Below are 21,917 nucleotides of genomic sequence, written 5' to 3'. Positions count from 1 at the left end.
CCGCCAGGCCACGCCTTGACGGACGCGAGCACGGCGTCATCATGGCAGGCGCAGGCGATCCGTCGGCTCAAAACACCGCCGCCATTTAATGGTTGCTACGAGAGCCGACCTAGCTCTCCACTTCAAACGTCAGCCCCGCATTGTCCCGCAGCCGCTTGATCAGCTTGTGCTGCATCGCTGCGCCCGGCGTCCAGAAGCCTGCCGGAACGTCCGTGGTGTCGCGCAGCATGCAGATCGCGCATTCGGAGATCATCTTCGAGGTCGAGCCGTAGCCGGGATCGCGGTCGCCGGTGACGCCGGCGCGGACCATGCGGCCGTCGGGCGCGATCGCAACATAAAGCAGGTTGAAGCGGCCATTCTCCTGCTCTTCCTTCGACGGCCCCTCGCCCGGCTTCGGCGCATTCGGCCCGGTCTTCTCGGCGTTGGCGGCCATCACGCGCTTGGCGTTGGCCTCGCCTTTCTCGCCGGGACCGGTCAGAACCATCTCGTCGTAGACGAACTCCTGGCCGTAGGGAAAGCCCATCAGCATGTTGGAGCGATGGACGTTGCGCGTGTTGATCAGCGCCATCATGAACGGCGCAGCCCAGGATTGCAGGTCCTCCTCGAGGATCGCCCTGTTGCCCTTCGGCTGCTTTGGTCCGGTGAAGCCCGGCGTCAGCGCAAAATGATCGTTGAGAATGGCGACGAGGCTGAGGTCCTTGGCGACCGCATCGAAAGTCGCTTTCGCACTTGCCGCGGTGCCGCCTGACAGCGTGCCGCGCATGTCGCGCACGCGGCCTTTCACGCGCGGCGCCGGCGCGCCGAACACCCGCTTGGCCTCTTCCTGCACGAAGAAGGTCCCAAGCTCGAACGGCACGGAATCATAACCGCAGGAAAACACGATGCGCGCGCCGCTCTCTTTCGCAGCCGCCTCGTACTTGTCGATCATCTGCCGCATCCAGATCGGCTCACCGCAGAGATCGAAATAATCCGTGCCGGTGGCGACGCAGGCAGCTAACAATTCCTCGCCGTAGAGCTGATACGGACCGACCGTCGTGATCACCGACATCGTCTGCTCTGCCATCGCCTTCAGCGAGGCCGCGTCAGACGCATCCGCAACGATCAGCGGCGTATTCCCGGGCGCGCCGATCGCATCGCGCACCGATTTCAGCTTGCCGAGGCTACGGCCTGCCATCGCCCATTTGAGCGAATTGTCGGTCTTGTAGTGCCTCGTCAGATACTCGGCGACGAGCTGGCCGGTGAAACCGGTCGCACCATAGATGACGATATCGAATTTCGCAGAGCTCATGATCGGCCTTTACTTCTTCGCGTAACTCACGCCCATGCCGGCACGGACGTCGCTTTGAATGCCATAGGGCGGGATCGGATAGCGCAGGCCGTTCTTGGCCAGCGCCTTCATGCCCACAACCGCCTTGGCGAGATACGACGGCTTCAAGGCCATCAGCATCTCCTCGTCCGGCACGCCGCCATAGCGCCGTTCGGCATAGCATGGCAAGGACAGGCTGGGCTCCCCGGTCTTGAGCGCCCGGCCCCACGAATCCGCGCAAGCAGTCTCGCCGACCACGCCCCATTCGAACTTCTTGTAGCCGGAATATTGCAGCCCGTTGATCAGGATGATCATCTGCCCGGGCGTCGCATAGACGAGGCAAATGTCGGGCGGATCGAGCCGGCCGCTCGCGAGCGGACTGACGGCGAGCGCCTGATATTGTCCGAACGGAACCACGTCCAGCGCCTCCTGGCGCTTGCGCGCGTCCTCCGCCGTGCCGTGCCAGACCCCGACATAATTTTCGCCGGCGAGCCATGTCTCGTCCTGCGGCGCAAGGCCGATCACCGCGCGGCATTGCGCACCGACGAGATCGTCGGCGGTGATACCGACGGTCCAGCCCAGCCGTGCGGCCATGCTGACGATCTGGTCGGTGGTGTGGATCGCATTCGGCCGCCGGATTTTCGGGATCGCCTCCATCTCGGCCGCTTGCGCGAACAGCTTCATGCCGATCACTGTCGTCTTCAGCCGCAGCAGGCTGTTGAGGTCGGCGACGAGGCCGGCAAGATCGATGCTGTCTGCATTCTGCTGTTGCATGGCTTCCTCCGGACCGGCGATCGCGCCTACGTGTTCTTGTTTTGCGGTCCTCGTTCTAGTCCTTGGTGGGCCCCGGAAGCAACTCGCCGGTCCTGCCCATCAGACGGTAAGCCACGAGGCCGATCCATTCGCGCACCGCAACTTCGGTTCGGCCCAGCCCGTCCGCACCCATGTTTGTGAAGGAGAAAAGATCGTCACGTCCGCCCATCCGCCAGTCCACGGGATAGGCCTCGACGTCAAATCCGGCCTTGCGGAAGATTCCCATCGAGCGCGGCATGTGGAAGGCCGAGGTCACCAGAAGCCAGCGCTCGCCCGGCTTCGGCGTCACCAGCTGCCTGGTGAAGATCGCGTTCTCCCAGGTGTTGCGGGAGCTGCGTTCCAGGACGAGGCGTTCCTTCGAAATGCCCAGACTTTCCAGGATCGGCGCGGAGTAGTCGGCTTCCCTGGCGTCGGTCGAGACCAGGTTCGCGGTCCCCCCGGTAAACACGATGCGCGCATTCGGATAGCGGCGTGCGAGCTCGGCTGGCGCAAACAGACGATCGGCTGCGTGCGCGACCACCGGCGTGCGATGCGCCGCCGACAGATCGGTGTCGACCGAGCCGCCGAGCACGATGATGCCGTCGGGCGCGCCGCGCGAGGCGTCCCACGCGGGAAAGCGCGATTCAAGCGGATAGATCAGGAAATTGCCGAGCGGCGAGAACGCCGCCAGCGCCAGCAGCACCAGCGTGGTCACGGCAAGCCTGCGGCCGAGCGCGGCAAAGCGCGTCGCCATCAGCACCAGCGACAGGATACCGAGCTCGACCAGAAGGTTGATCGGCAGCAGCGCGGTGCCGAGGGTCTTGGACAGAACGAAAAACAGGGGAGCCTCGCTGGAATGATCTTGCCAGACTGCGCAGGGCTTGACCTGCCCGGCGATCCTCGGAAATCTTCTTGAAAGAGGATCGATCGCCGGGTCAAGCCCGGCCTGATGAAAGTGATCGGACGCGGCAAATGACCCATCACCACCTGCATTCCAGCCCCAAAACCTGCCATTGGGGCTTCTTCGAAGCCGCGCTCAAGCCCGTCCTCACCATCGCGAGCGGGGATGAGGTGACGGTCGACACCATCAGCGGCGGCCCCGACATGCTGCCCGACCGCGACAAGTTTCATATTCCGCCTGAGATGCACGACGTTCATGCCAACAACGAGCGCATGCTGCCCGGCCACATCCTCACCGGCCCGATCGCGGTCGAAGGCGCCGAGCCCGGCGACGTGCTCGCGGTCGAGATCCTCGACGTTCAGCTCCGGCAGGATTGGGGCTGGAACATGATCAAGCCGCTGTCCGGCACCCTGCCCGACGATTTCCACGAGACGCGCATCCTCAACATCCCGCTCGACCGGACGCGGATGGTCGGCCGCATGCCGTGGGGCCTCGACCTGCCTCTCAAACCGTTCTTCGGCGTGATGGGCGTTTCACCGCCACCGAGCTGGGGCCGCATCTCCTCGCTGATCCCGCGCGCGATGGGCGGCAATCTCGACAACAAGGAGCTTGGCGCCGGCGCGACGCTCTATTTGCCGGTGTTCGTGCCGGGCGCGATGTTCTCCTGCGGCGACGGCCATGGCGTGCAAGGCGACGGCGAAGTCTGCGTCACCGCGATCGAGACTGCGCTCCAGGGCCGCTTCCGCCTGACGCTGCGCAAGGACCTCAGGTTCGACTATCCCCGCGCCGAGACGGCGACCCACTACATGACCATGGCGATGGACCCCGACCTCGACCAATGCGTGGTGCGCGCGCTGCGCGACATGATCGCACTGCTCGGCGAGAAGCGAAACCTGTCGCACGAGGACGCCTACACGCTATGCAGCCTGGCGGCCGATTTGCGCGTGACCCAGACCGTCAATGGCGCCAAGGGCATCCATTGCATGATCGAAAAGGCGCTCGTGCACGGCTGAGCCAGGCGGCCCTTTCCCGACCTTTGACGCCACAGCGGCCGCCGGTCTTCCGCGCGGCGCGCTCAGTCGTGTCAAATTTCCTGTGCGATTCCAACGTGCTGAGCGTCAAGCTCAGCCTGCATTTGACTTCCGCCCCCGAAGCTAAATAGAGTCTTAATCGTTACTTTTATGTACCTGAGTAAGAGGCTAGCGTTCGGGCCATGGCCACCGAAAAAGCCGAGACTGACCGTATTCCCGTAACCTTGGCGCTCTCGACCATCACCTACCTGGAGAAGCTGGTGAGACAGGGCACCCACGGCACCAGCGTTCCCGGCGTCGCGCGTACCCTGATCGAGGAAGGCATCCGTCTCGCCATCAAAGACGGGCTTTTGTCGATCCGCGACAATGGCAGGACGTGAGCCCGCGCCGAACGTGAAGCGGACGGATCTCGAGAAGCGGATGGCCACATCTGCAACCTGGGACCGTTACACATGCCTGTTCTCTCCCCGACCTGGACCGACGAACGCATCGAACTTCTGAAGCGGCACTTCGAGGCCGGCCTCTCCTGCCGCGAGATCGCCGCCGACATCGGCGTCAGCCGCAACGCCGTGATCGGCAAGCTGTCTCGCCTCAACCTGACGCGTGGCCGCAGCAATGACGACCGCAAGGTTCAGGAGCGGGGCCTGGCGCGGGCATCGAGGGCCGTGCCACGGCTGCAATATGAGATGCTCGCCACGATCTATGGCGAGACCGACGCACCCGTGGTGACTGGTCCCATCGACGACGCCAATCGCTGCTCGCTGATGGAGCTTGCCGAGAACCGCTGCCGCTGGCCGATCTCGACGCCGGGCGCCGAGGATTTCTGCTTCTGCGGCAACTCCGCGCCCGACGGTCAGCCCTATTGCGCCGGCCACAGCCGCCTCGCCTACCGGCCGAACGGCCGCGCACGCGTGATGCGCGGTTAAATCGTTGCCTGACGTTTTGGCAGCATTCCAAAAACGAAAAACCTCCGGCGGGGCATCACCGGAGGTTTCTGGAGGCTTAGCGTGAAGCTAAGAGCCGCAACTTTCGTATTTGGCCGAGAGCTATATAGCTTAGTAACTCATGTAAGTAAATTAATCTGAGGGCGATTGAATCGCATAGCTCGTCTTCATCCGCTGCAACGGGCCATTGGGGTGGCCGAGAGTGCCCACAAAAAAGCCCCGGCGGTGTCCCGCCGGGGCTGTGTCGCATCGAAAGACCTCGAGCTTACCAGTTGCGCTGGGCGCGCAGCAGCAGGCTGTAGGTGTCCTGGTCCTTCAGCTCGTAGGTCGCCGCCGGCTTGGCAACGCCCGTCAGCGCACCGGTCGTGATCGCACCCGAATACTTCTGATCGAGGTGGCTGTAGGTGAAGTCAGCCGAGAAGGTCAGGTTCTTCACCGGGGTCCAGCGGGTGATGACACCGACCTGGCCGATGTTGAAGTCCGGGTTGCAGGTGCCGGTCAGGGTGGCGAACGCGGCGCTGCCGCAGATCAGGCCCTTCGCGGTGCCGTTGTAGTTGACCGCAGCCCACGCGCCGTAGAGCGCCGTGTTCCAGTACGGGCTCCAGTTATGGGTGTAGGCACCCCGGAAGCCGTAGGTCTTGGTCAGCTCGAGGCCGCCGCCGGGAGCGAACACCGCGTCAGACACGCCGGCGAAGCCGATGCTCTGATAGGCAGCGTTCGAGCTGCCGAACATCGAGTAGCTGGTCGCAGCCAGCTCCTGGAAGTTGTAGCGGCTCGCGCCTTCGGTGTAGACGCCCGAGATGTTGATCACGTCGCCTGCGCCGGTCGGGATGTTCTTGATGCCCAACGCGAGCTGAACGGCCCAGCCCCACTTGTCTTCCGGATGACCGGTGGCTTCGTTGGCGCCGTAATAGGCGACATGGTTGTCGTGCGCGGCGACCGACGCCTGGAACAGGCCCCAGGCTTGATCGACGCGAACCATCGCGACGAGGTCCGGCGAGCGGCTGCCGCCGATGGCGTTGGAGCCGTACGCACCGCCCAGCACGCCCGTGGTCGACATGCCCGCCGTGTTCCAGAGGCTGGTCTGGAAGACCTGCGTCTGGTCCTGCGCCGAGAACGCAGCCGTGATGCCCTGGCCGAAATCGGCCGTGTAGGTGAACTGCGCCACGCCGTTGGTGCTGCCGCTGCCGCCGACGAGCTGGTCGAAATTGTTGCCGGGATAGTTGATCCAGGGCGCGTCGAACTGCGACACCGCCTTACCCATGGTGAAGCCGGCGAACTGGATGAAGGCGTAGTAGACGCCGAGCGCGCCGCCCGAGATGTTGCCGTCGGTGCCGTTGATGCTGCCGCCGCCCGAACCGGTGAGGCCGGTGCCGGCCGCGTTGAGGCCGATCGTGCCGCTGTACTGGGTCGCGCCCGTGGCCGAACCCGTCCCGCCGTAGTTGCCGGTCGTCCAGGTGAAGACCGCGTCGAAATAGGTGCGGACCACGCCGTACTCGGTCGCGGTGCGCGTGTCGATGTTGAGGTCTTCACGAGCGCGCATCGAGTAGTAGTTGTTCAGGCGGTTGTTGGCCGCGAACACGCCGTTGTACTGGGCGCTGTAGTTACCGCCGGCGTTGAGCGCCACTTCGGCACGCACATAGCCGCCCAGCTTGATGCAGGTGTCGGTGCCCGGGATGTAGTAGTAGCCCGCGCCGTACAGCGAGCAGATCTTGACGTACTCGACTGCCTTGGCCTTGACCGGAAGATCGGCCGCCTGGGCTCCACCGACGGCGATCAGACCCGCCGCGGTGCCGAGCAAAAGGCTCTTCACCATTTTCATTTAAAACCTCCAAGTTGCTCATTTTACGAAGACCGGACCGTGAGGCCCCCCCAAGATCCCCGTCTCTCAGATCCGCTCGGCCGCTTTGCGCTTTCGGACACACCCGCTTTCGACGCGAGGGACGTGAGCGAACCACCTGCAACGGGACGATTGAGTACCCCCCACCGTCGGGGATCAATATGCGCGCGCCGTTCGGTAATCAAAATAGTTTATTAGATCAGCTTTTCGGTTTTCCTGAGCCTGTGCCCCGCGCGCAACACCGCGAACAGGGGCCAATAACTGAGCTGATCATCTTTGTAGTTTTAGTGATGAAATTACCCTGCTCTGCACTTGCGTCAGAGCAGGCTTGCGTGGACTATGGCCTTCCACGAACACCGGCCTGAACAATCGGTTCACGGGAGTGACGCTGTGTCCGCGACGAGGAAAGAAGGAGCGCGCCTGCGCTCGATCGGCAACCTGGATATCATCAGGCGCTTCACCTGGGAGATATCGTCGATCAACATGTATCTGGAGGAGTTGCGTCAGTTCTGGGCGAAGACGCTCGGCATCAGCGGCCCGCAATGGCTGATCCTGATGGCCATCTCCGACCTCGACAAGGACGACGGCATCCCGGTCAACGTCGTCTCCAAGCTCCTCCACGTGGATCCGTCCTTCGTCACCACCCAGTCCAAGCTGCTCGAAAAGAAGGGCCTGTTGCGCCGTCGTCCTTCACCGACCGACGCCCGCGTGGTGCGGTTGTCGCTGGCCGACAAGACGCAGAAGCACATCGCAAGCCTCAACGAGCAGTACAAGACGATCCGCGAATTCGTCTTCCAGGAGTTCGACGAGAACGAACTGACGGAATTCACCACCAAGCTCGCGACGCTGAAGAATCGCCTCGAGAAGGCCTGCGTCCGGATCTCCCTCGACTTCTAGCGCGTTGGGGCGGCGCTCAGATCCGCCGAACGGCGGGGCCGAGCCGCGATTCGAGCCAGTCGAAAATGTATTCGTTGGCAAGGCTCGGATTGTCCGCGTGGGCCTGCGCCGCGCCGGTCTCGGCCGCAGTGAACACCTTCAACATGACATTCGAGCTGCCGAGCCGGGAGCTCTGGACGATCTGGCGCGCCCGGTCGGCCTTGAGCCAGCCGTCCTCGCCGAGCGTGATCAGCACCGGACAGTCTGCGCTGGAGGCCATCAGCGGCGCATGCGGCACCGGCACGATGCTAAGATCGCTCATCGCGAATCGGCTGGCAAAGAAGGCCCGCTCGTGCAGGTCCCACAGGCCGCCGTCGCAGACGGCGGCGGCAAGCCGCGGCTCCTGCAACACCGCGCGCGCCACGAAGGAAGAGCCCCAGCCGTCGGCGATGATGCCGACGCGCGCGAAATCGACGTCACTGCGCGTCTCCAGATAGTCCATGACGCAAGGAATCGCGCTCTCGAGATCGCTCCGCCGCAGCAGCGCGTCGATGTAATCGTCGCGCTGGTCGCCGAACAGGTCGAGCGCCAGCATCGAGAATCCACGCTCGCGCGCATGCGGCACGAGCTTGAACAGAAACTCCTCCTTGCGGTGGCCGGGCTCGCCGATGCAGATCACGGTCGGCGCCTGGCCGCTTCCCGACGGCGCTGGGATGAAGTAGCCCTGCAACGCGTGCCCGTCGAGCCAGGGGATCGTCACGACCTCGCCCACCGGGCTGCGCGCCGCAAGGTAGCGGCGAGCGCAATCCTGCATCGCGAGCACCGCAACCCATCGGCGCTCGTCGTCCGGCTCGAGCGGCATCGCCGCCGCACCATAATAGTTCATGGCGCGCAGCCAGTTGCGCTGGGCGCTCGCCATGTGACCTTCCGCGAAGGCGGCCTCGGCGCGCTGCCGATTGGCTTGCGCCAGCCGCTTCCACTCGCGATGCCAGGATTGATCGTCGCCCCGCTTCAGCTGCCGCGCGATCATCAGGCATTCGGCGATCGTGGCCCCGCCCTCCTGCGCCGCGATGAGCAGCCGCGTGAATTCAGCGGAGATGTCCTCTCGTTCGGGGCAAAGAATCAAGTCGTCGGAGAGGCATGCGGGTATCATCGGGAGCTGCGCTCTGTCATCGCGTTACCCCTGATTGACTAAACTATTTCAGTTCCCCAACCAAGCAGCCGTGCGCCGAATGAGAGCCGTTCGAGATCACCATCGCTTGAACAATCGTCACGTCATGCGTGACATTCCATTTTGTCATGGAGCGGGCGTGCATTGGCCAGAGGTGGCACGCAAAATTGTCCGGGCATGTCTTGCTATGATGATCATCATACCTATATCAGCGCCCGCCCGGAGAGGGCTTCAGCCAAGCTTCCAGCCGACCTCCTGCGTAAAACTTTCGTAGAAGGCGCGGTCATAGGCCTGCTCCGGCGTGGTGCGAACGCGTGCGTCGAGTCGCTCGGCGTCCTCGCCCACCAGGATGCGCCAGCGCTCCGCCTTGACCCCGTCGAGGATGATCTTCGCAGCCTCCGCCGCGCTCGTCGGCGCATCCTCGAGGAAGCTGCGGGCGCGCTCGGCGAAGACCGCCTGGATGTCCTCGTCCGACATTTTGTCAGCATCTGGCACGCCGGCCGCGACCATGCGCTTGCGGGTCAGCGCGACCTCGTCGGCGTTGAGCCGCACCGATCCGTCGGCGCTCTGCACCTTGCGCGAATTGGAGACGATCGAGGTGCCGATGTGACCGGGCATCACCACCGAGCATTTGACGTGCGGCGCGTGCAGGCGCAGGTCGTTGATCAGCGCTTCGGTAAATCCCTTCACCGCGAACTTCGCCGAGCTGTAGGCGGTGTGGGCCTGGTTCATGCCGATCGAGGCCCAGAAGCCGTTGACGCTCGCGGTGTTGACGATGTGGGCCTCGTCCGCGGCGACCAGCATCGGCAGGAAGGTGCGCACGCCGAGATAGACGCCGCCCCAGCAGATATTGAAGGTGCGTTCCCATTGCTCGCGCGTGTTGGTGAACAGGCTGCCGCCGCCGCCGATGCCGGCATTGTTGAACAGCAGATGGATCTTGTCGGTCTTCTGCTGCTCGGCGAGCTCATCGCGAAAACGCTTCAGATGATCCTCGATTGCGACGTCGGCGACATGCGTCGTGACGCGCAGGCCCTGCGGCAGCTTCTCGGCCTCGCAAAGCCGCTTGGTCTCGGCCATCGCGGCCTCCGAGACGTCGCACATCGCGACATTGCAGCCCTCGGCCACGAGCTGCCGTGCGAGCTCGCGCCCCATTCCCGTGCCGCCGCCGGTGATGACCGCGATCTTTCCTGCAAAATCCTTCATGGGACTTCGGTCCCTCCCCTTGTCGGTATGTTTCTTCGTCACAGCGCCGTTCGCCGGGCGCGCGCGAAATGTAGCAGCGCAGCATTCGCAGGTAAAAGCGGCGCGCCATCATGCTCGACATCGCTTATTTCGGCGGATGGACTATTCCGCCGCTTCGATGCGCGGCCGCCCCTCAGAGCGCCGGGCCCGCAATCGGGCACAACTGCCCGATTCCCGCATTTGTCCGGCTTCGGTTTATGGGCAATTTTTTTACAATCCGAATCGTCAAATGGTCTCCGGACGCTGGGTTGAGTCGGCTAGGCCAGCGTGTTGTTTGCGTGTCACAGGCTCTGGCACTCCGCTTGCATCCTCTTCGTGGTCTGAAACTACCGATGAGGTGACAGGAATGTTCGTGACCGTCGTTGCCGTGCTCTGCCGGCTTAGCGCAGCCAGCTCAGGCAGTTGCATCGAGGAAATCGTGACCGACAGCAACATGACGCCCGAGATTTCGATGATGCAGTGCGCGGTCGGCGCACAGGCACCGCTGGCGAAATGGATGGGCGAGCATCCGATCTATCACGCCAATTGGCGCCTGGATCGGTACAAATGCGTGGCCGGCCATTACGAGATCAAGGGCCACGCCTAAGGGCGCGCAAAACTACTGATCCGAAGACGACGGATCCAAGACGACGAGGAAACGCCCCGGAGGCCGCCTCCGACGGGCCGCGCAGCGCCAGTCCGATGTGACGGCGCGCTCCGTGACAACGATCACACGCCTCTCCAATCACGCCACCGCCCGCAAAATGATCGCCCGCGCGCGCCGCCCCTCCGGCGTCGGCATCAGCGCATAATTGTGAGGCTGGTCACGCAGCAGATGCAGCTCGACCGGCACGCCCACCGCCCTCGCCCGCTCCGCGAGATCGACGCTGTCGGGATAGAGCAGATCGCGCGTGCCCGAGAAGATCGTCATCGGCGCGAGGAAACGGAACGCGCCGTTGAGCGGGCTGACGAAGGGATGACCGACATCGAGCTCGCCGGCATAGAGCCGCCCGGCCTCGACGATGCCCGGAATGTCCTGGATCGGATCGCGGCTTGCGATCTCGATCTGCTCCGGACGGCTGACCGACGCATCGGCCGCGGGCGAGATCAGCACCAGCCGCGCCGGCTGGCGGTGGCCGCGATCGCGCAGCCATTGACACGCAGCGAGCGCAAGCCCCGCGCCAGCGGAATTGCCTACCACCGTGACCTTTGCGGCGCCAGCGTCTTCCAGCAGCATCCGGAGCAACTCCGCCGTCCTCGGCACGACGTCCTTGGCGGTCGCGCGCGGCGCCAGCGGATAGATCGGCACGACGCACGAGACGCGCGCCCTGCGCGTCATCTCGCCAATGAAGCGCCAATGCGCCGGCCTGATCTCGTTGATGTAGCCGCCACCGTGCAGGAACATGACGTAATTGCAGCCCTCGTGGCCGGACGACGGCGCGGTGTAATACACGGGCCAGCCGCCCATCCTGGTCAGGATCGCCTCGACGCCGCGCCTGAGCCCGATCGGTTCGAACGAGGCCGGCTGCAAGGCAAGCTTCTGCACATGCGCCTGCACGGCCTCGACGGAGGCGAGTTGCTGCTTATACGGAAGCTGTCGCAGCAGCAGGTTGAACGCGCGGCTTTGCAGGCTTGGCGCGGGGTCGCGGCTCCGCGGCACACAGAAGCTCGGGCAAAACTGCATAGCCGACACAAGTCTTGCGACGCTCATGGTCCGTTCTCCGCCTGGCCCCGCATCCATATGGCGACACAAGGGGCTTGCCGACAGGCCGCCACGGGCCGATATAATGCGAGCATTCGCTCGCTTTTTCTACTCGCATTCAGGACCGCAAGCCCATGGCGCGCAAGCCGCCGACAAATCCGCGGAAAAATGCCTCGCAAGCGCGGTCGCGCGCCACCGTCGACGCGCTGGTCGAGGCGACCGCTCGCATTCTGGTCCGTGAAGGTTTCGAGAAGGCCAGCACCAACCGCATCGCCGACATCGCCGGCGTCAGCGTCGGCTCGCTCTATCAATATTTTCCCAGCAAGGAGGCGCTCGTCGCCGCCGTGATCGAGCGTCACAACGACGAGATCATGAAGGTCGTCCGCGCCGCCTTCGTCGAGGTGGCGGACATGCCGATCGACAAGGCGGTGCGTAGGCTCGTCACGGTCGCGATCGAGGCCCACCACATCGACCCCGACCTGCACCGCATCCTCGCCGAGCAGATCCCGCGCATCGGCCAGCTCAAGGACGTCGAAGCGTCAAACCGCGAAGTCCACGCCCTCGTGCGCGCCTATCTCGAACGCCACCGCAAGGAGATGCGCAAGATCGACCCCGACCTCGCCGCCTTCATCTGCGTCAGCGCGATCGAAGCGGTCGCGCACAACACCGTGCTGAACGGGGCCGAGATGCTGTCGCAGAAGATGGTGCGGACGCTGGTGGACGAGACGACGCGGATGGTGGTGGGGTATTTGAGGTAGGTCGGGATCATTCCGAGCACGCGTGCTTCTAGGGAAGCCGGCGCTCTCTAAGATGGCGAATCTGCCGTCTGATCGTCGTGCATGCATCACCGGCGGGAGCAGGCGCTCGACCCCGACGTTCAATCCACCCGACAGATGACTTGAAAAAATTGGTCGGAGCGAGAGGATTTGAACCTCCGACCCCTAGTCTCCCAGGCGACAGCAGATCGTTAATTCTACAACCATTTTGTTGGAACGGAAGGGCTCTGCATTGCAAAGACAGGATCTTTTACCGGAATTGTAAACCGATCTGGCTACTGAAGTTCGCTGCGATCGGGGGCGATCCGCTCTGAAGGTCAAAAATGATAGTTCACGCCAACTCGGGCCACGTGGAAATCGGCTCGGCCGAAATCTGCCGTGTACCTGGAAAGGTTCGGACCAATGCCCGTTGCGAGCGCAATAGCCGACACTGACGAGTTGCCGAGATCAACGTAGAGATATTCGGCCTTGAAGCTCCAATGAGGCGCAAAGCGCCATTCGCCGCCTCCACCAACGGTCCAACCAGTCTTTATGCGAGAATTGGTCCCCGTGAAGCAGGGCAACCCTATCGTGCAGTTGAATGAAGTGCCGCCGACCGAGATATCGAAAGCGCCACCCGGTCCGTTTGCGACGTAGTCGGCGAACGTTGTTACCTTCCCAAAAGCGAAGCCGCCGGTCCCATACAGAAGAACGCTAGGCGAGACCAGCGCCCCAACGCGCCCACGAATACTCCCCCACCAGTCAATCTTTTGTTCAGCCGAGAAAGTCTGCGTGAAAGCTGGAGGCAGTAGCGGCGTTGTTTCCCGACCGCTTCCGCGCAAGCTGGATGCGCTCAAATCACCTTCAACGCCGACGAGCCAGTTACCACCCAGCTGCCAATTGTAGCCCGCTTGCAAGCCTCCCGTTACACCACTCATCGAAAAGTCGTGAGGTCTGGGAGCAACCTGTCCCGCAAATGGAGCCAGAATCGGAACACCAGGATTGAAGAGGAAAGCGGAAGCAGCGTCCCCGGTGAAATTCACGGAGCGGTCTGCCCAAGCGCCGCCGACGTTGCCGCCTACATAAAAGCCTGTCCAGCTTGGGCTGGAGCCAGCCGCGCGCGCTTTCGTGAAAAGTCCAGGGCTTTGGTCAGCAGCCTCCGCTGTCAACGTCATACTCGCCAGAACCGCTATAGCAATTAGTACTCTTCTCACGGGATGCCCCCTCCGCGATTCCGCAGCGCACGATCCTAAATCAGGTTGACGCTCCATGCTGTGACGTGGAGGCAACACTTGCGGAACGTTGGAAGCCAACTGCAAATGCGCTGCCCGGAGTAAACGGATGGTCGCGCGATGCAACGTCCGATGTCGCCGACGCGTTGGCCCAGCGCGCGGTCGACACCGACGCGGATGTTTCAGCCGCCTTGCAGGACTTCATCAGCGCAAACGCCTCAAGACGCTTTGACTACGATTGAAGTGGCCGCGGCAGCACACATCGGGCTCAAAGCGGACTTGGAATCTTGCAGATCGACACTGCTTTGGGGGCGCAGTGTGACTAATATCACAGTATCGACGCTTGCGTTTCGGCAGCCTCCGCATACCCTGCGCACATATTCTCCGGGGCTACCATGGGCGCTTTTCGCTGGTCTTTATTGTCTCTTTTCATTTGGTTGACCTGTGGATCGGCTCATGCCGAGCGTCGCGTCGCTCTCGTCATTGGCAACTCTGCCTATAAGAGCGTGCCTCGTCTTTCCAACCCCATGAACGATGCGGCACTGGTCGGCGGCATGTTCAAGAAGGCAGGCTTCGACAGCGTCGAAATCAAGCTAGATGTGAGCGCCGCCGAAATGCGCAGATCGTTGCGCGACTTCGCCAACAGGACGCGCGATGCCGAGGTCGCGGTGGTGTATTACGCCGGGCATGGCATCGAGTTGGATGGCAATAACTATTTGATCCCCACGGATGCGACACTCGAAACGGACGGCGATGTCCTTGACGAAACTGTTGCGCTGGACCGTGCGCTATTCGCAGTCGAGCCCGCCAAGCAACTTCGCCTTATCATTCTCGACGCCTGCCGAGACAACCCCTTCGCTAAGACGATGAAGCGAACCGTCGCCGCGCGCGCCATCGGACGCGGCCTTGCTAAGGTGGAGCCGACCAGCCCTAACACGATGATCGCGTTCGCCGCGAAGGCAGGCTCTACTGCCTCGGACGGCGATTCTAAGAATAGCCCGTTTGCCGCCGCCCTCGTCGAGCGGCTGCCCACACCCGGCCTCGACCTGCGCAAGGCGTTTGGCTTCGTGCGCGACGACGTGTTGAAGAGCACTGGCTACAAGCAGGAGCCGTATGTTTACGGCTCGCTTGGTGGCGATGATGTCCCGCTCATCCCGGCCAAGCCGGTTGCGGTTGGACCGCAGCCGAACCCGCAGGATTCGGTTCGACGCGACTATGAGCTGGCGTTGCAGATAGCCACGCGAGAGGTCTGGACGGCTTTCCTCGCGCAATACCCCGATGGTTTTTACGCCAGTCTCGCCAAGGGGCAGTTGAGCAGGATCACGGCAGAGGAAGCACGCTCAGCAGCCGCAGAAAAAGCCCGACAGGCTGAGGATGAGAAGGCCCGTCTTGTGGCCGAGCGAGCCAAGAAGGCGGAACAGGACAAGGCCGCAGCCACTGCCAAGGCAGCCGAGGATGCGCGGCTCGCCGCCGAGAAGGCGAAGCAGATCGAGGAAGCAAAAGCAGCGGCAGCCGAACAGCGGCGCAAGGATGCCGAAGCTGCCGTGGCAAAAGCTATGGCCGACAAGCAGGTCGCCGAGAAGGCTCTGGCAGATAGGATCGCCAAGGACAAGATGGCCGCCGAACTCGACGCCCAACAGGCGGCGGAAAAGAAGGGGCAAGCGGAGGGGGAACAGAAGGTCGCCGCGGTCACTCCGGCTGCACAACCCAGCGCGTCTCCGCGGGAGGCGGCAAAACTGCTTCAGTCAGAACTACGCCGAGTGGGATGTCTGGCAACGGCCGCCGACGGTGATTGGAACGCGTCTTCTCAGCGCTCGCTGACATTGTTCAACAAGTACGCCGGGACCAAGTTCGACGCCAAGCTTGCCAGCTTCGATGCGATCGACGCGATCAAGGCGAAGCCGGGCCGCGTCTGTCCGCTGGTTTGCGACCGCGGCTTCAAGGCCGACGGCGACGGCTGCGTGAAGATCACCTGTCGCGCCGGCTACCGCGTCAATGACGACAATGAATGCGAGAAGGTGCAGGAGAAAAAGCCCGTCTCGACGCGGGATGAATCGAAGGGGCGTGACGAACAGCGTAAGCAGGGCGAGTCAACACCGGCACGGCCGCAAGCCAATGGCCAGATGTTCTGCAACGGAGCTGGGTGCAGGCCGGTGCGACCCGGCTGCAAGCTGGTTCCCGGTGGCGGGGGTCTACCTTCCGGCGATGGCAGATCCAAAGCGATGATGGAGGTCTGCGGGTGACGCTTTTTGCGAACGCTCAAGCCCGTCTTGAAACCGCAGGTCGCCTTCTGGCCCTTGGCTGACCTTGAGCTAGAGAGCCGTTATATCCGCTTCCGAGGGGTAAGCCGACCAAGGTAATGATGCCTAACGAGGGCAGCCTATGACATGCCGATCACTTCCTCGGCAGGGCATTTACTTTTGCGTGACGCATTTCGCCTCTTGGCCCTTAGCTGACTTCCACGCCCCTGAAGGGGGTGGACGGCGCCGGAAAGGTGGCGAACAGATCTTACAGCTTGCGCAGCTCGGCAAACGCCCACGCAATAAGTAGGCAATCCGTCACGGTAATGCCTGCGATCAGCACATCGCAAAGCTCGCCGCGGAGCGCCGCCGCGTCGAGCAGGATCTGCGGCTCCGTTTTCATTTCAACGCTACCGTGAAAAACTGCGATGCAACCCACAGCACCGCAGCGCCACTGCCGCTGCCGAACGCAAGCCAGTAGATCCAGCGCGCCGCCGTCAGCGCGCCCGAGGCCTTGAGCTTTGCGATCTCGACCGCGTCGACAATCGGCTTCATCTCGGCGATATCGGATATGGCGGCCTTGACCAGACCCTCGAGCGTGCGGAAATCGTCGACGACGCGGCAGATCTCGCCGGCCGATCGAGGCCTTCTCGTCCTGGTCGCGCCATTGCCGCGTCAGCGTGTCGACCGAAGCGACCAGGCCTCCGATCGTCTGCGCCATCTTCAGCAGCGCCGCCTGGGTTGATTCTTCCTGGGTCACTTCGCGCCCTCGCCGCCGTAACTCTGCCGAACACCCCCGTACCAGGCGCGGCCGGCCTCGATCCGGCCACTCGCTTGTTTCAGCGCATCGCGCGTGCGCGCCAAGCGCTCGCGCGCATCGTCATTCGGTTTTGCGGATGGATCGGGGACGGGCGCGAAGATCTGCGCCAGCGCTATCGGCAGCTCGCGGTGGAGCGGCGCAGGCAGCGGTTGGATGCGCATGTGCCCGCCAAAATACCGGAACGCTCGCAGAACGAAAATTGCAAACTAATTGTAAACGGGCAGCCTATGGTAAACTGACCGCCCTCCAATCAGTTTGAAGATATTGATGAAAATGGTCGGAGCGAGAGGATTTGAACCTCCGACCCCTAGTCTCCCAGACTAGTGCGCTAACCGGGCTGCGCCACGCTCCGAACGTCGTTCCATTAGCTAGGATCGGCGCGATGCGCAAGGCGAGCGACACCATTTTGGTGTCTCCGTCCAAGCCCGGGAACTGGCCGCAAAACCGGCGAAAGTGCCCTCAGCCGTCGTTGAGCGCCTGATCCAGCATTTCCCGGCAGGCGACGAGGTCGGCAAGCGCCCGGCCGAGCCGCTCCCGGTCCAGCGCGCTGGGGCCGGCCGGTGCGGCGGCGGTGCCGCCCTTGCGGAAGGTCGTGAGGATGTCCTCGTCGTCGACCTCGGTGAAGCGGAAGTCGATGCCTTCCTCCTCATCCCCCTGGTAGTCGTCATCGTCGGCGTCAGTGACGCCCTTGATCGGCGCCTCATCGTCCTCGGGCTCCCTCAGGCTCACCCCGATGGCATCCTCGATGGCGCCGAAGGAGACCGCGGCCGCGCTGTCGGCGAGGCCCTGCACCGATTTGACGCCGTGCTCTTTCAGGATCCGCTGCACGCCGCGGATGGTGTAGCCCTCGCCGTAGAGCAGGCGGCGGATGCCCTTGAGCAGGTCGACGTCGTCGGGGCGGTAATAGCGGCGGCCGCCGCTGCGCTTCATCGGCTTGATCTGGGAGAACCGGGTCTCCCAGAACCGCAGCACATGCTGCGGAATGTCGAGTTCCTGCGCTACTTCGCTGATGGTTCGGAACGCATCCGGCGCCTTGTCCAAATGCCAAATCCTTCGCGGAGGCGGTTACGCCTCGGGTTGAGCCTTGCTGGCATCGCCATTGGTGCGGTGCTGGGCGTTGATCCGCTGCTTCAGGATCGCCGACGGCTTGAACACCATGACCCGGCGCGGCGAGATCGGCACCTCGGTGCCGGTCTTCGGGTTACGGCCGATGCGCTGACCCTTCTTGCGGACCATGAAGGACCCGAACGAAGACAGCTTCACCGTCTCGCCCTTCTCCAGGCAATCGGTGATCTCCTTCAGCACGAGTTCCACGAAGGCGGACGATTCCGTCCGCGAAAGGCCCACCTTCTGGTAGACGGCTTCGCAGAGATCGACACGCGTTACGGTTTTACTTTGATCGGTCATCGCCCTGCCCCACATCACGGCGAACAATTGTTGTCTGAAATTAGGAGCTTACGATACGGCGGTCAACAGCGCTCATCAATGCAGACGCATCGATAATCGGCGCTGATCGGCAAAATTTTATCGACTGTGGCTCTACCAGCGCACGAGCGCGGAGCCCCAGGTGAAGCCGCCGCCCATCGCTTCCAGCAGGACAACATCGCCCTTCTTGATGCGGCCGTCCTTGCGCGCCACCGAGAGCGCCAGCGGGATCGAGGCGGCCGAGGTGTTGCCGTGACGGTCCACCGTCAGCACCACCTTCTCCGGCGCGATATGGAGCTTGTGGGCGGAAGCGTCGATGATTCGCTTGTTGGCCTGGTGCGGGACGAACCAGTCGATGGTCTCGGCATTGAGCCCGGTCGCCTGGAAGGCATCGACGATGACGTCGGTGATCATGCCGACCGCATGCTTGAAGACCTCGCGGCCCTCCATGCGCAGATGGCCGACGGTCTGGGTCGAGGACGGCCCGCCGTCGACGAACAGCTTTGCCTTGTGGCGGCCGTCGGAGCGCAAGTGGGTGGTGACGACGCCGCGGTCGGTCGCGGCATTGCCCGGCTGCTCCTGCGCCTCCAGCACCACCGCGCCGGCGCCGTCGCCGAACAGCACGCAGGTGCCGCGGTCGTTCCAGTCGAGGATGCGCGAGAAGGTCTCGGCGCCGATCACCAGCGCGCGCTTGAAGGCGCCGGTGCGCAGGAAATTGTCGGCGGTGGCGAGCGCGAACACGAAGCCCGAGCACACCGCCTGCAGGTCGAAGGCCGCGCCGTGGTTGATGCCGAGCGCGTTCTGCACGGCGACGGCGGTGGCGGGAAAGGTGTTGTCCGGCGTCGAGGTCGCCAGCACGATGAGGTCGATCGACTGAGCGTCCATGCCGGCATCGCTGAGCGCGGCCTGCGCCGCCTTGATGGCCAGATGCGAGGTGAACTCGCCCTCGGCCGCGATATGCCGCTCGCGAATGCCGGTGCGCTGCACGATCCACTCGTCCGAGGTATCGATGCGCGCCGCCAATTGGGCGTTGGTCACCACCTGCTCCGGCAGATAGGAGCCGCAGCCGAGCACGACCGAACGAAGTTGAGTCACGAAACAGCCTCCTGCGCGGCCTGCACGGAATTGAGTGCACCACCCTCGCGGTTGAGCATCTGATTGATCTTGTTCAGGAGATCGTAGTGAGCCATCTCATAGCCAACATCGATCGCATAGGCAAAGCCTTCGGCGCCGGTTCCGCCGTGGCTCTTGACCACGAGTCCGTTCAGACCCAGGAACACGCCGCCATTGGACTTGTTCGGGTCCATCTTGTCGCGCAGGGCCTGGAAGGCGCCGCGCGCAAAGAGATAGCCGAGCTTGGACAGCCAGCTGCGCTTCAACTCGTTGCGGAGTAATTCGGCCATCTGTCGGGCGGTTCCCTCGGCGGCCTTGAGCGCGATATTGCCGCTGAAACCTTCGGTGACGATGACGTCGACCAGCCCCTTGCCGATGCCGTCGCCCTCGACGAAGCCGATATAGTCGAGCTCCGGCAGGTTTCTGGCACGCAGGATTTCCCCGGCCTCGCGGATTTCCTCGTGCCCCTTGATCTCCTCGGTTCCGATATTGAGGAGTCCGACCGTGGGCCGCTTCTTGTCGAACAGCACGCTCGTCATCGCCGCGCCCATCAGTGCGAGCGCCACCAGATGGTGCGCGTCGCCGCCGATGGTGGCGCCAAGGTCGAGCACAGTGCACTCGCCGCGCCTGGTGGGCCATAACCCCGCAATCGCCGGGCGGTCGATCCCCTTCAGCGTGCGCAGGTGGAAGCGCGACATCGCCATCAGCGCGCCGGTATTGCCGGCGGAGACCGCGACATCCGCATCCCCCTTCTTCACCGCGTCGATGGCAAGCCACATCGAGGACGTCTTGCGGCCGCGCCGCAGCGCCTGGCTCGGCTTGTCCGAACCACTGACGGCAACGTCGGTATGGATGATCTTCGAGGCGGCCTTGAGCTGGGGGTGCCGGTCGAGCTCGGGCTCGATCTTGGCGCGGTCCCCGACCAGCAGGAATTCAGTGTCGCGATGCCTGCCAAGCGAGATGGCCGCGCCCGGAATGACCACGGCGGGACCGGCGTCGCCCCCCATGGCGTCAAGCGCAATGCGAACCTTGCTTGGCATAAAAGTCCTGGAAAACCTGGTCTGGTGCGGTCTTGAACGAGCGGGGCCGCAGAATGGGTTCGCCATGGACATGGCGACCGGTCAGGCGCCACGCCGCGCCCGGACCGGGGCGCGACAATAGCGTTTTGTTATCCCGAAACAACCTCTTGCCCCCAGCCTTTTGCATCCGGGACGATCCGGGGGCGAACAAAGGAATTTTCAGGAAATATGTAAAAAATCAAGGGGATAAATCAGGCTCTCAAACCACTCCCGCAATCCCCTCAAGCCCCCTGGCAAGCGGCCTTTACGGGGAATGCCCCGTTATTTGCCTTTCTTCCTGCCCTTCTTGTTGTTGTCCTGGAGCGCCTTCAGCGCCGCGAAGGGATGGTCCTCCGGATCGGGCGCCGTGATCTCGGCCTCGAACACGGCTCCCTCCTTGCGCGGATAGGGGTCAACCGCCAGGAACAGGGCATCGGTGGCGATCCGGCCGAGGTCGATGATGCCATTGATGATCGGCTCCGGCGGATCGATCACCTCCGGCGGCTCCTCATCGTCCCGCCCCTCCTCGATCAGGTCGGCCATCTTCCGAACCTCGGCCTCGGGAGCGAACACCAGGTCCACCTCCTCCTCGATCTCGCTCTCGATGGGATCGAGGGTGACCACGCAGGTCTGGCCGATCCGGGCACGAATGTGCCCCGTGACCTGGACCCGGCCGCCGCTCTTGGGGACGACGTCGAGGTCGGCCTGGGCGGACAGCACCTCCCGCAAGCCGCCGACCTCAGCGATGGCCTGCCGCTCGGCGGCCGAGGCCTCGAGCTTGCGATGCAGCCCGGTGTCGGGGATCTGCGCGACGATGACGGGGGACCGCCAGGGATCAGGCCGGGATTCGGCATTGGGTCGGCTCATGGCGTGACATCCTCGGGAATCGCTGGAGGAAACCTGAAGGAGGCGCGCAGCAGCGCAGCCTCATCGGCCCGGCCGAGATCGGCCTCGCTGGCGCGGACATAGGCCGCGAGCCGCTTCGCCTGGTCAAGGCCGGCCCCGTTCAAGATATTCTTGCAGATCGCCTCTGCCAGGACCTCGCCCCCGGCCTCGATGGCCTGGTCATAGGCCTGCACCCGGCCGTAAAAGGCCTCGCCGAAGGCACGCATCCGCTTCGGCACGGTCTGATCGCCGATCCCCATCTCGCGCAGATTGTCGTCCATATCCTCGCAGAATCGGTCGAACAGCGCCTGGGACAGCTCGGTGGCGCCGTGGACGGTGCGCAGGCGGCGCAGCAGCAGCCAGAGGTGCAGCAGCAACAGGTCGAAACGCCCGTTAACCGTATCGGGCACGCCCAAGTCGCGGTAAAACATGGGTTCTCGCGCCTGCGTCACGATCATGCCATAGATGGCTTCAATGGTGCCCGACGGGGTTAGCCGGGGTTTCCTGAAGTGATTGAACGGCCAAAGCATTGTGGTTTCCGCAAGCGGGCGCGCGTGTGTTGCATTCAGAGCCTCCGCCCGGTACTTCAGCGCCTCGCGCGACGC

At 63.5% G+C, this 21,917-nt stretch carries 23 protein-coding genes and 1 tRNA gene; 7 read left to right on the top strand and 17 right to left on the bottom strand.

The genetic code is table 11. The annotated features are described in order from the left end of the window. Nucleotides 1-109 precede the first annotated feature (109 nt). From IVA81_RS26610 to IVA81_RS26600, 3 genes are read right to left on the bottom strand one after another with little or no spacing between them, the layout of a single operon-like run. Entirely contained in the window at nucleotides 110-1,288 is a 1,179-nt protein-coding gene (locus IVA81_RS26610; RefSeq protein WP_247323458.1) for a saccharopine dehydrogenase NADP-binding domain-containing protein, read from the bottom strand. Nucleotides 1,289-1,297: 9 nt separating this feature from the next. Beyond that, nucleotides 1,298-2,080: a DUF169 domain-containing protein gene (locus IVA81_RS26605; protein WP_247323457.1), complete on the bottom strand. Its 783-nt coding sequence runs from the start codon at nucleotides 2,078-2,080 to the stop codon at nucleotides 1,298-1,300. A 55-nt stretch (nucleotides 2,081-2,135) separates the two neighbouring features. Next, nucleotides 2,136-2,903 (bottom strand): YdcF family protein, encoded by a 768-nt coding sequence (locus IVA81_RS26600; protein ID WP_247323463.1) that lies wholly within the window; start codon nucleotides 2,901-2,903, stop codon nucleotides 2,136-2,138. Between the two features lie 167 nt (nucleotides 2,904-3,070). Between IVA81_RS26600 and IVA81_RS26595 the strand changes: the two genes are divergently transcribed. From IVA81_RS26595 to IVA81_RS26585, 3 genes are all read left to right on the top strand, one after another. Further along, the gene (locus IVA81_RS26595; RefSeq protein WP_247323456.1) at nucleotides 3,071-4,012 is read left to right on the top strand and encodes an acetamidase/formamidase family protein; all 942 of its coding nucleotides are present in this window, start codon (nucleotides 3,071-3,073) and stop codon (nucleotides 4,010-4,012) included. A gap of 200 nt (nucleotides 4,013-4,212) precedes the next feature. Further along, nucleotides 4,213-4,410 (top strand): hypothetical protein, encoded by a 198-nt coding sequence (locus IVA81_RS26590; protein WP_007603456.1) that lies wholly within the window; start codon nucleotides 4,213-4,215, stop codon nucleotides 4,408-4,410. Nucleotides 4,411-4,482: 72 nt separating this feature from the next. Next, nucleotides 4,483-4,956 carry a GcrA family cell cycle regulator gene (locus tag IVA81_RS26585; RefSeq protein ID WP_247323455.1) on the top strand — a complete coding sequence of 158 codons (474 nt, stop codon included), beginning with the start codon at nucleotides 4,483-4,485 and terminating at the stop codon, nucleotides 4,954-4,956. A 283-nt stretch (nucleotides 4,957-5,239) separates the two neighbouring features. On the opposite strand, the gene IVA81_RS26580 is transcribed toward IVA81_RS26585, so the two are convergent. Then, complete coding sequence (locus tag IVA81_RS26580; RefSeq protein WP_247323453.1) at nucleotides 5,240-6,796, bottom strand: porin; 1,557 nt, start codon at nucleotides 6,794-6,796, stop codon at nucleotides 5,240-5,242. Between the two features lie 408 nt (nucleotides 6,797-7,204). Between IVA81_RS26580 and IVA81_RS26575 the strand changes: the two genes are divergently transcribed. Then, nucleotides 7,205-7,711 (top strand): MarR family transcriptional regulator, encoded by a 507-nt coding sequence (locus IVA81_RS26575; RefSeq protein WP_247323451.1) that lies wholly within the window; start codon nucleotides 7,205-7,207, stop codon nucleotides 7,709-7,711. Nucleotides 7,712-7,727: 16 nt separating this feature from the next. On the opposite strand, the gene IVA81_RS26570 is transcribed toward IVA81_RS26575, so the two are convergent. Further along, nucleotides 7,728-8,843: an alpha/beta hydrolase gene (locus IVA81_RS26570; RefSeq protein ID WP_247323449.1), complete on the bottom strand. Its 1,116-nt coding sequence runs from the start codon at nucleotides 8,841-8,843 to the stop codon at nucleotides 7,728-7,730. 249 nt (nucleotides 8,844-9,092) lie between these two features. Continuing rightward, nucleotides 9,093-10,064: an SDR family NAD(P)-dependent oxidoreductase gene (locus IVA81_RS26565; RefSeq protein ID WP_247323447.1), complete on the bottom strand. Its 972-nt coding sequence runs from the start codon at nucleotides 10,062-10,064 to the stop codon at nucleotides 9,093-9,095. Nucleotides 10,065-10,449: 385 nt separating this feature from the next. On the opposite strand from IVA81_RS26565, the gene IVA81_RS26560 reads away from it, so the two are divergent. Then, nucleotides 10,450-10,689 carry a hypothetical protein gene (locus tag IVA81_RS26560; protein WP_247323445.1) on the top strand — a complete coding sequence of 80 codons (240 nt, stop codon included), beginning with the start codon at nucleotides 10,450-10,452 and terminating at the stop codon, nucleotides 10,687-10,689. Between the two features lie 138 nt (nucleotides 10,690-10,827). Here the strand turns inward: IVA81_RS26560 and IVA81_RS26555 are convergent, their stop codons facing one another. Further along, nucleotides 10,828-11,793 carry an alpha/beta fold hydrolase gene (locus IVA81_RS26555; protein ID WP_247323443.1) on the bottom strand — a complete coding sequence of 322 codons (966 nt, stop codon included), beginning with the start codon at nucleotides 11,791-11,793 and terminating at the stop codon, nucleotides 10,828-10,830. A gap of 125 nt (nucleotides 11,794-11,918) precedes the next feature. Between IVA81_RS26555 and IVA81_RS26550 the strand changes: the two genes are divergently transcribed. Continuing rightward, a complete protein-coding gene (locus IVA81_RS26550; RefSeq protein WP_247323441.1) occupies nucleotides 11,919-12,542 on the top strand; it encodes a TetR/AcrR family transcriptional regulator in 624 nt (207 codons plus the stop codon). A gap of 335 nt (nucleotides 12,543-12,877) precedes the next feature. Here IVA81_RS26550 and IVA81_RS26545 read toward each other — a convergent pair whose 3' ends face one another. Beyond that, nucleotides 12,878-13,714, bottom strand: coding sequence for an outer membrane beta-barrel protein (locus IVA81_RS26545; protein WP_247323431.1), 837 nt, complete (start codon nucleotides 13,712-13,714; stop codon nucleotides 12,878-12,880). A gap of 452 nt (nucleotides 13,715-14,166) precedes the next feature. Between IVA81_RS26545 and IVA81_RS26540 the strand changes: the two genes are divergently transcribed. Continuing rightward, the gene (locus IVA81_RS26540) at nucleotides 14,167-16,014 is read left to right on the top strand and encodes a caspase family protein (protein WP_247323430.1); all 1,848 of its coding nucleotides are present in this window, start codon (nucleotides 14,167-14,169) and stop codon (nucleotides 16,012-16,014) included. 265 nt (nucleotides 16,015-16,279) lie between these two features. Here IVA81_RS26540 and IVA81_RS26535 read toward each other — a convergent pair whose 3' ends face one another. From IVA81_RS26535 to IVA81_RS26495, 9 genes are all read right to left on the bottom strand, one after another. Then, nucleotides 16,280-16,771 carry a hypothetical protein gene (locus IVA81_RS26535; protein ID WP_247323429.1) on the bottom strand — a complete coding sequence of 164 codons (492 nt, stop codon included), beginning with the start codon at nucleotides 16,769-16,771 and terminating at the stop codon, nucleotides 16,280-16,282. Continuing rightward, a complete protein-coding gene (locus IVA81_RS26530; RefSeq protein ID WP_247323428.1) occupies nucleotides 16,768-16,992 on the bottom strand; it encodes a hypothetical protein in 225 nt (74 codons plus the stop codon). Before IVA81_RS26530 ends, IVA81_RS26535 begins: the two co-directional genes overlap by 4 nt. 113 nt (nucleotides 16,993-17,105) lie before the next feature. Beyond that, a tRNA-Pro gene (locus IVA81_RS26525) sits at nucleotides 17,106-17,183 on the bottom strand. 107 nt (nucleotides 17,184-17,290) lie between these two features. Further along, nucleotides 17,291-17,872 (bottom strand): MerR family transcriptional regulator, encoded by a 582-nt coding sequence (locus tag IVA81_RS26520; protein WP_247323427.1) that lies wholly within the window; start codon nucleotides 17,870-17,872, stop codon nucleotides 17,291-17,293. A gap of 24 nt (nucleotides 17,873-17,896) precedes the next feature. After that, the gene (locus IVA81_RS26515) at nucleotides 17,897-18,238 is read right to left on the bottom strand and encodes an integration host factor subunit alpha (RefSeq protein WP_018456841.1); all 342 of its coding nucleotides are present in this window, start codon (nucleotides 18,236-18,238) and stop codon (nucleotides 17,897-17,899) included. A gap of 132 nt (nucleotides 18,239-18,370) precedes the next feature. Beyond that, nucleotides 18,371-19,351: a beta-ketoacyl-ACP synthase III gene (locus IVA81_RS26510; protein ID WP_247323421.1), complete on the bottom strand. Its 981-nt coding sequence runs from the start codon at nucleotides 19,349-19,351 to the stop codon at nucleotides 18,371-18,373. Continuing rightward, entirely contained in the window at nucleotides 19,348-20,409 is a 1,062-nt protein-coding gene (gene plsX / locus IVA81_RS26505) for a phosphate acyltransferase PlsX (protein WP_247323419.1), read from the bottom strand. Before plsX ends, IVA81_RS26510 begins: the two co-directional genes overlap by 4 nt. A gap of 300 nt (nucleotides 20,410-20,709) precedes the next feature. Beyond that, a complete protein-coding gene (locus IVA81_RS26500) occupies nucleotides 20,710-21,294 on the bottom strand; it encodes a DUF177 domain-containing protein (protein ID WP_247323417.1) in 585 nt (194 codons plus the stop codon). Next, nucleotides 21,291-21,842 (bottom strand): ubiquinol-cytochrome C chaperone family protein, encoded by a 552-nt coding sequence (locus IVA81_RS26495; protein WP_247323415.1) that lies wholly within the window; start codon nucleotides 21,840-21,842, stop codon nucleotides 21,291-21,293. Before IVA81_RS26495 ends, IVA81_RS26500 begins: the two co-directional genes overlap by 4 nt. Nucleotides 21,843-21,917: the final 75 nt, after the last annotated feature.

Source organism: Bradyrhizobium sp. 141 (genome assembly GCF_023074055.1).
Lineage (GTDB): Bacteria > Pseudomonadota > Alphaproteobacteria > Rhizobiales > Xanthobacteraceae > Bradyrhizobium.
The sequence above is the reverse complement of the archived record's forward strand: the minus strand, read 5'-3'. Positions and strand labels throughout refer to the sequence as shown.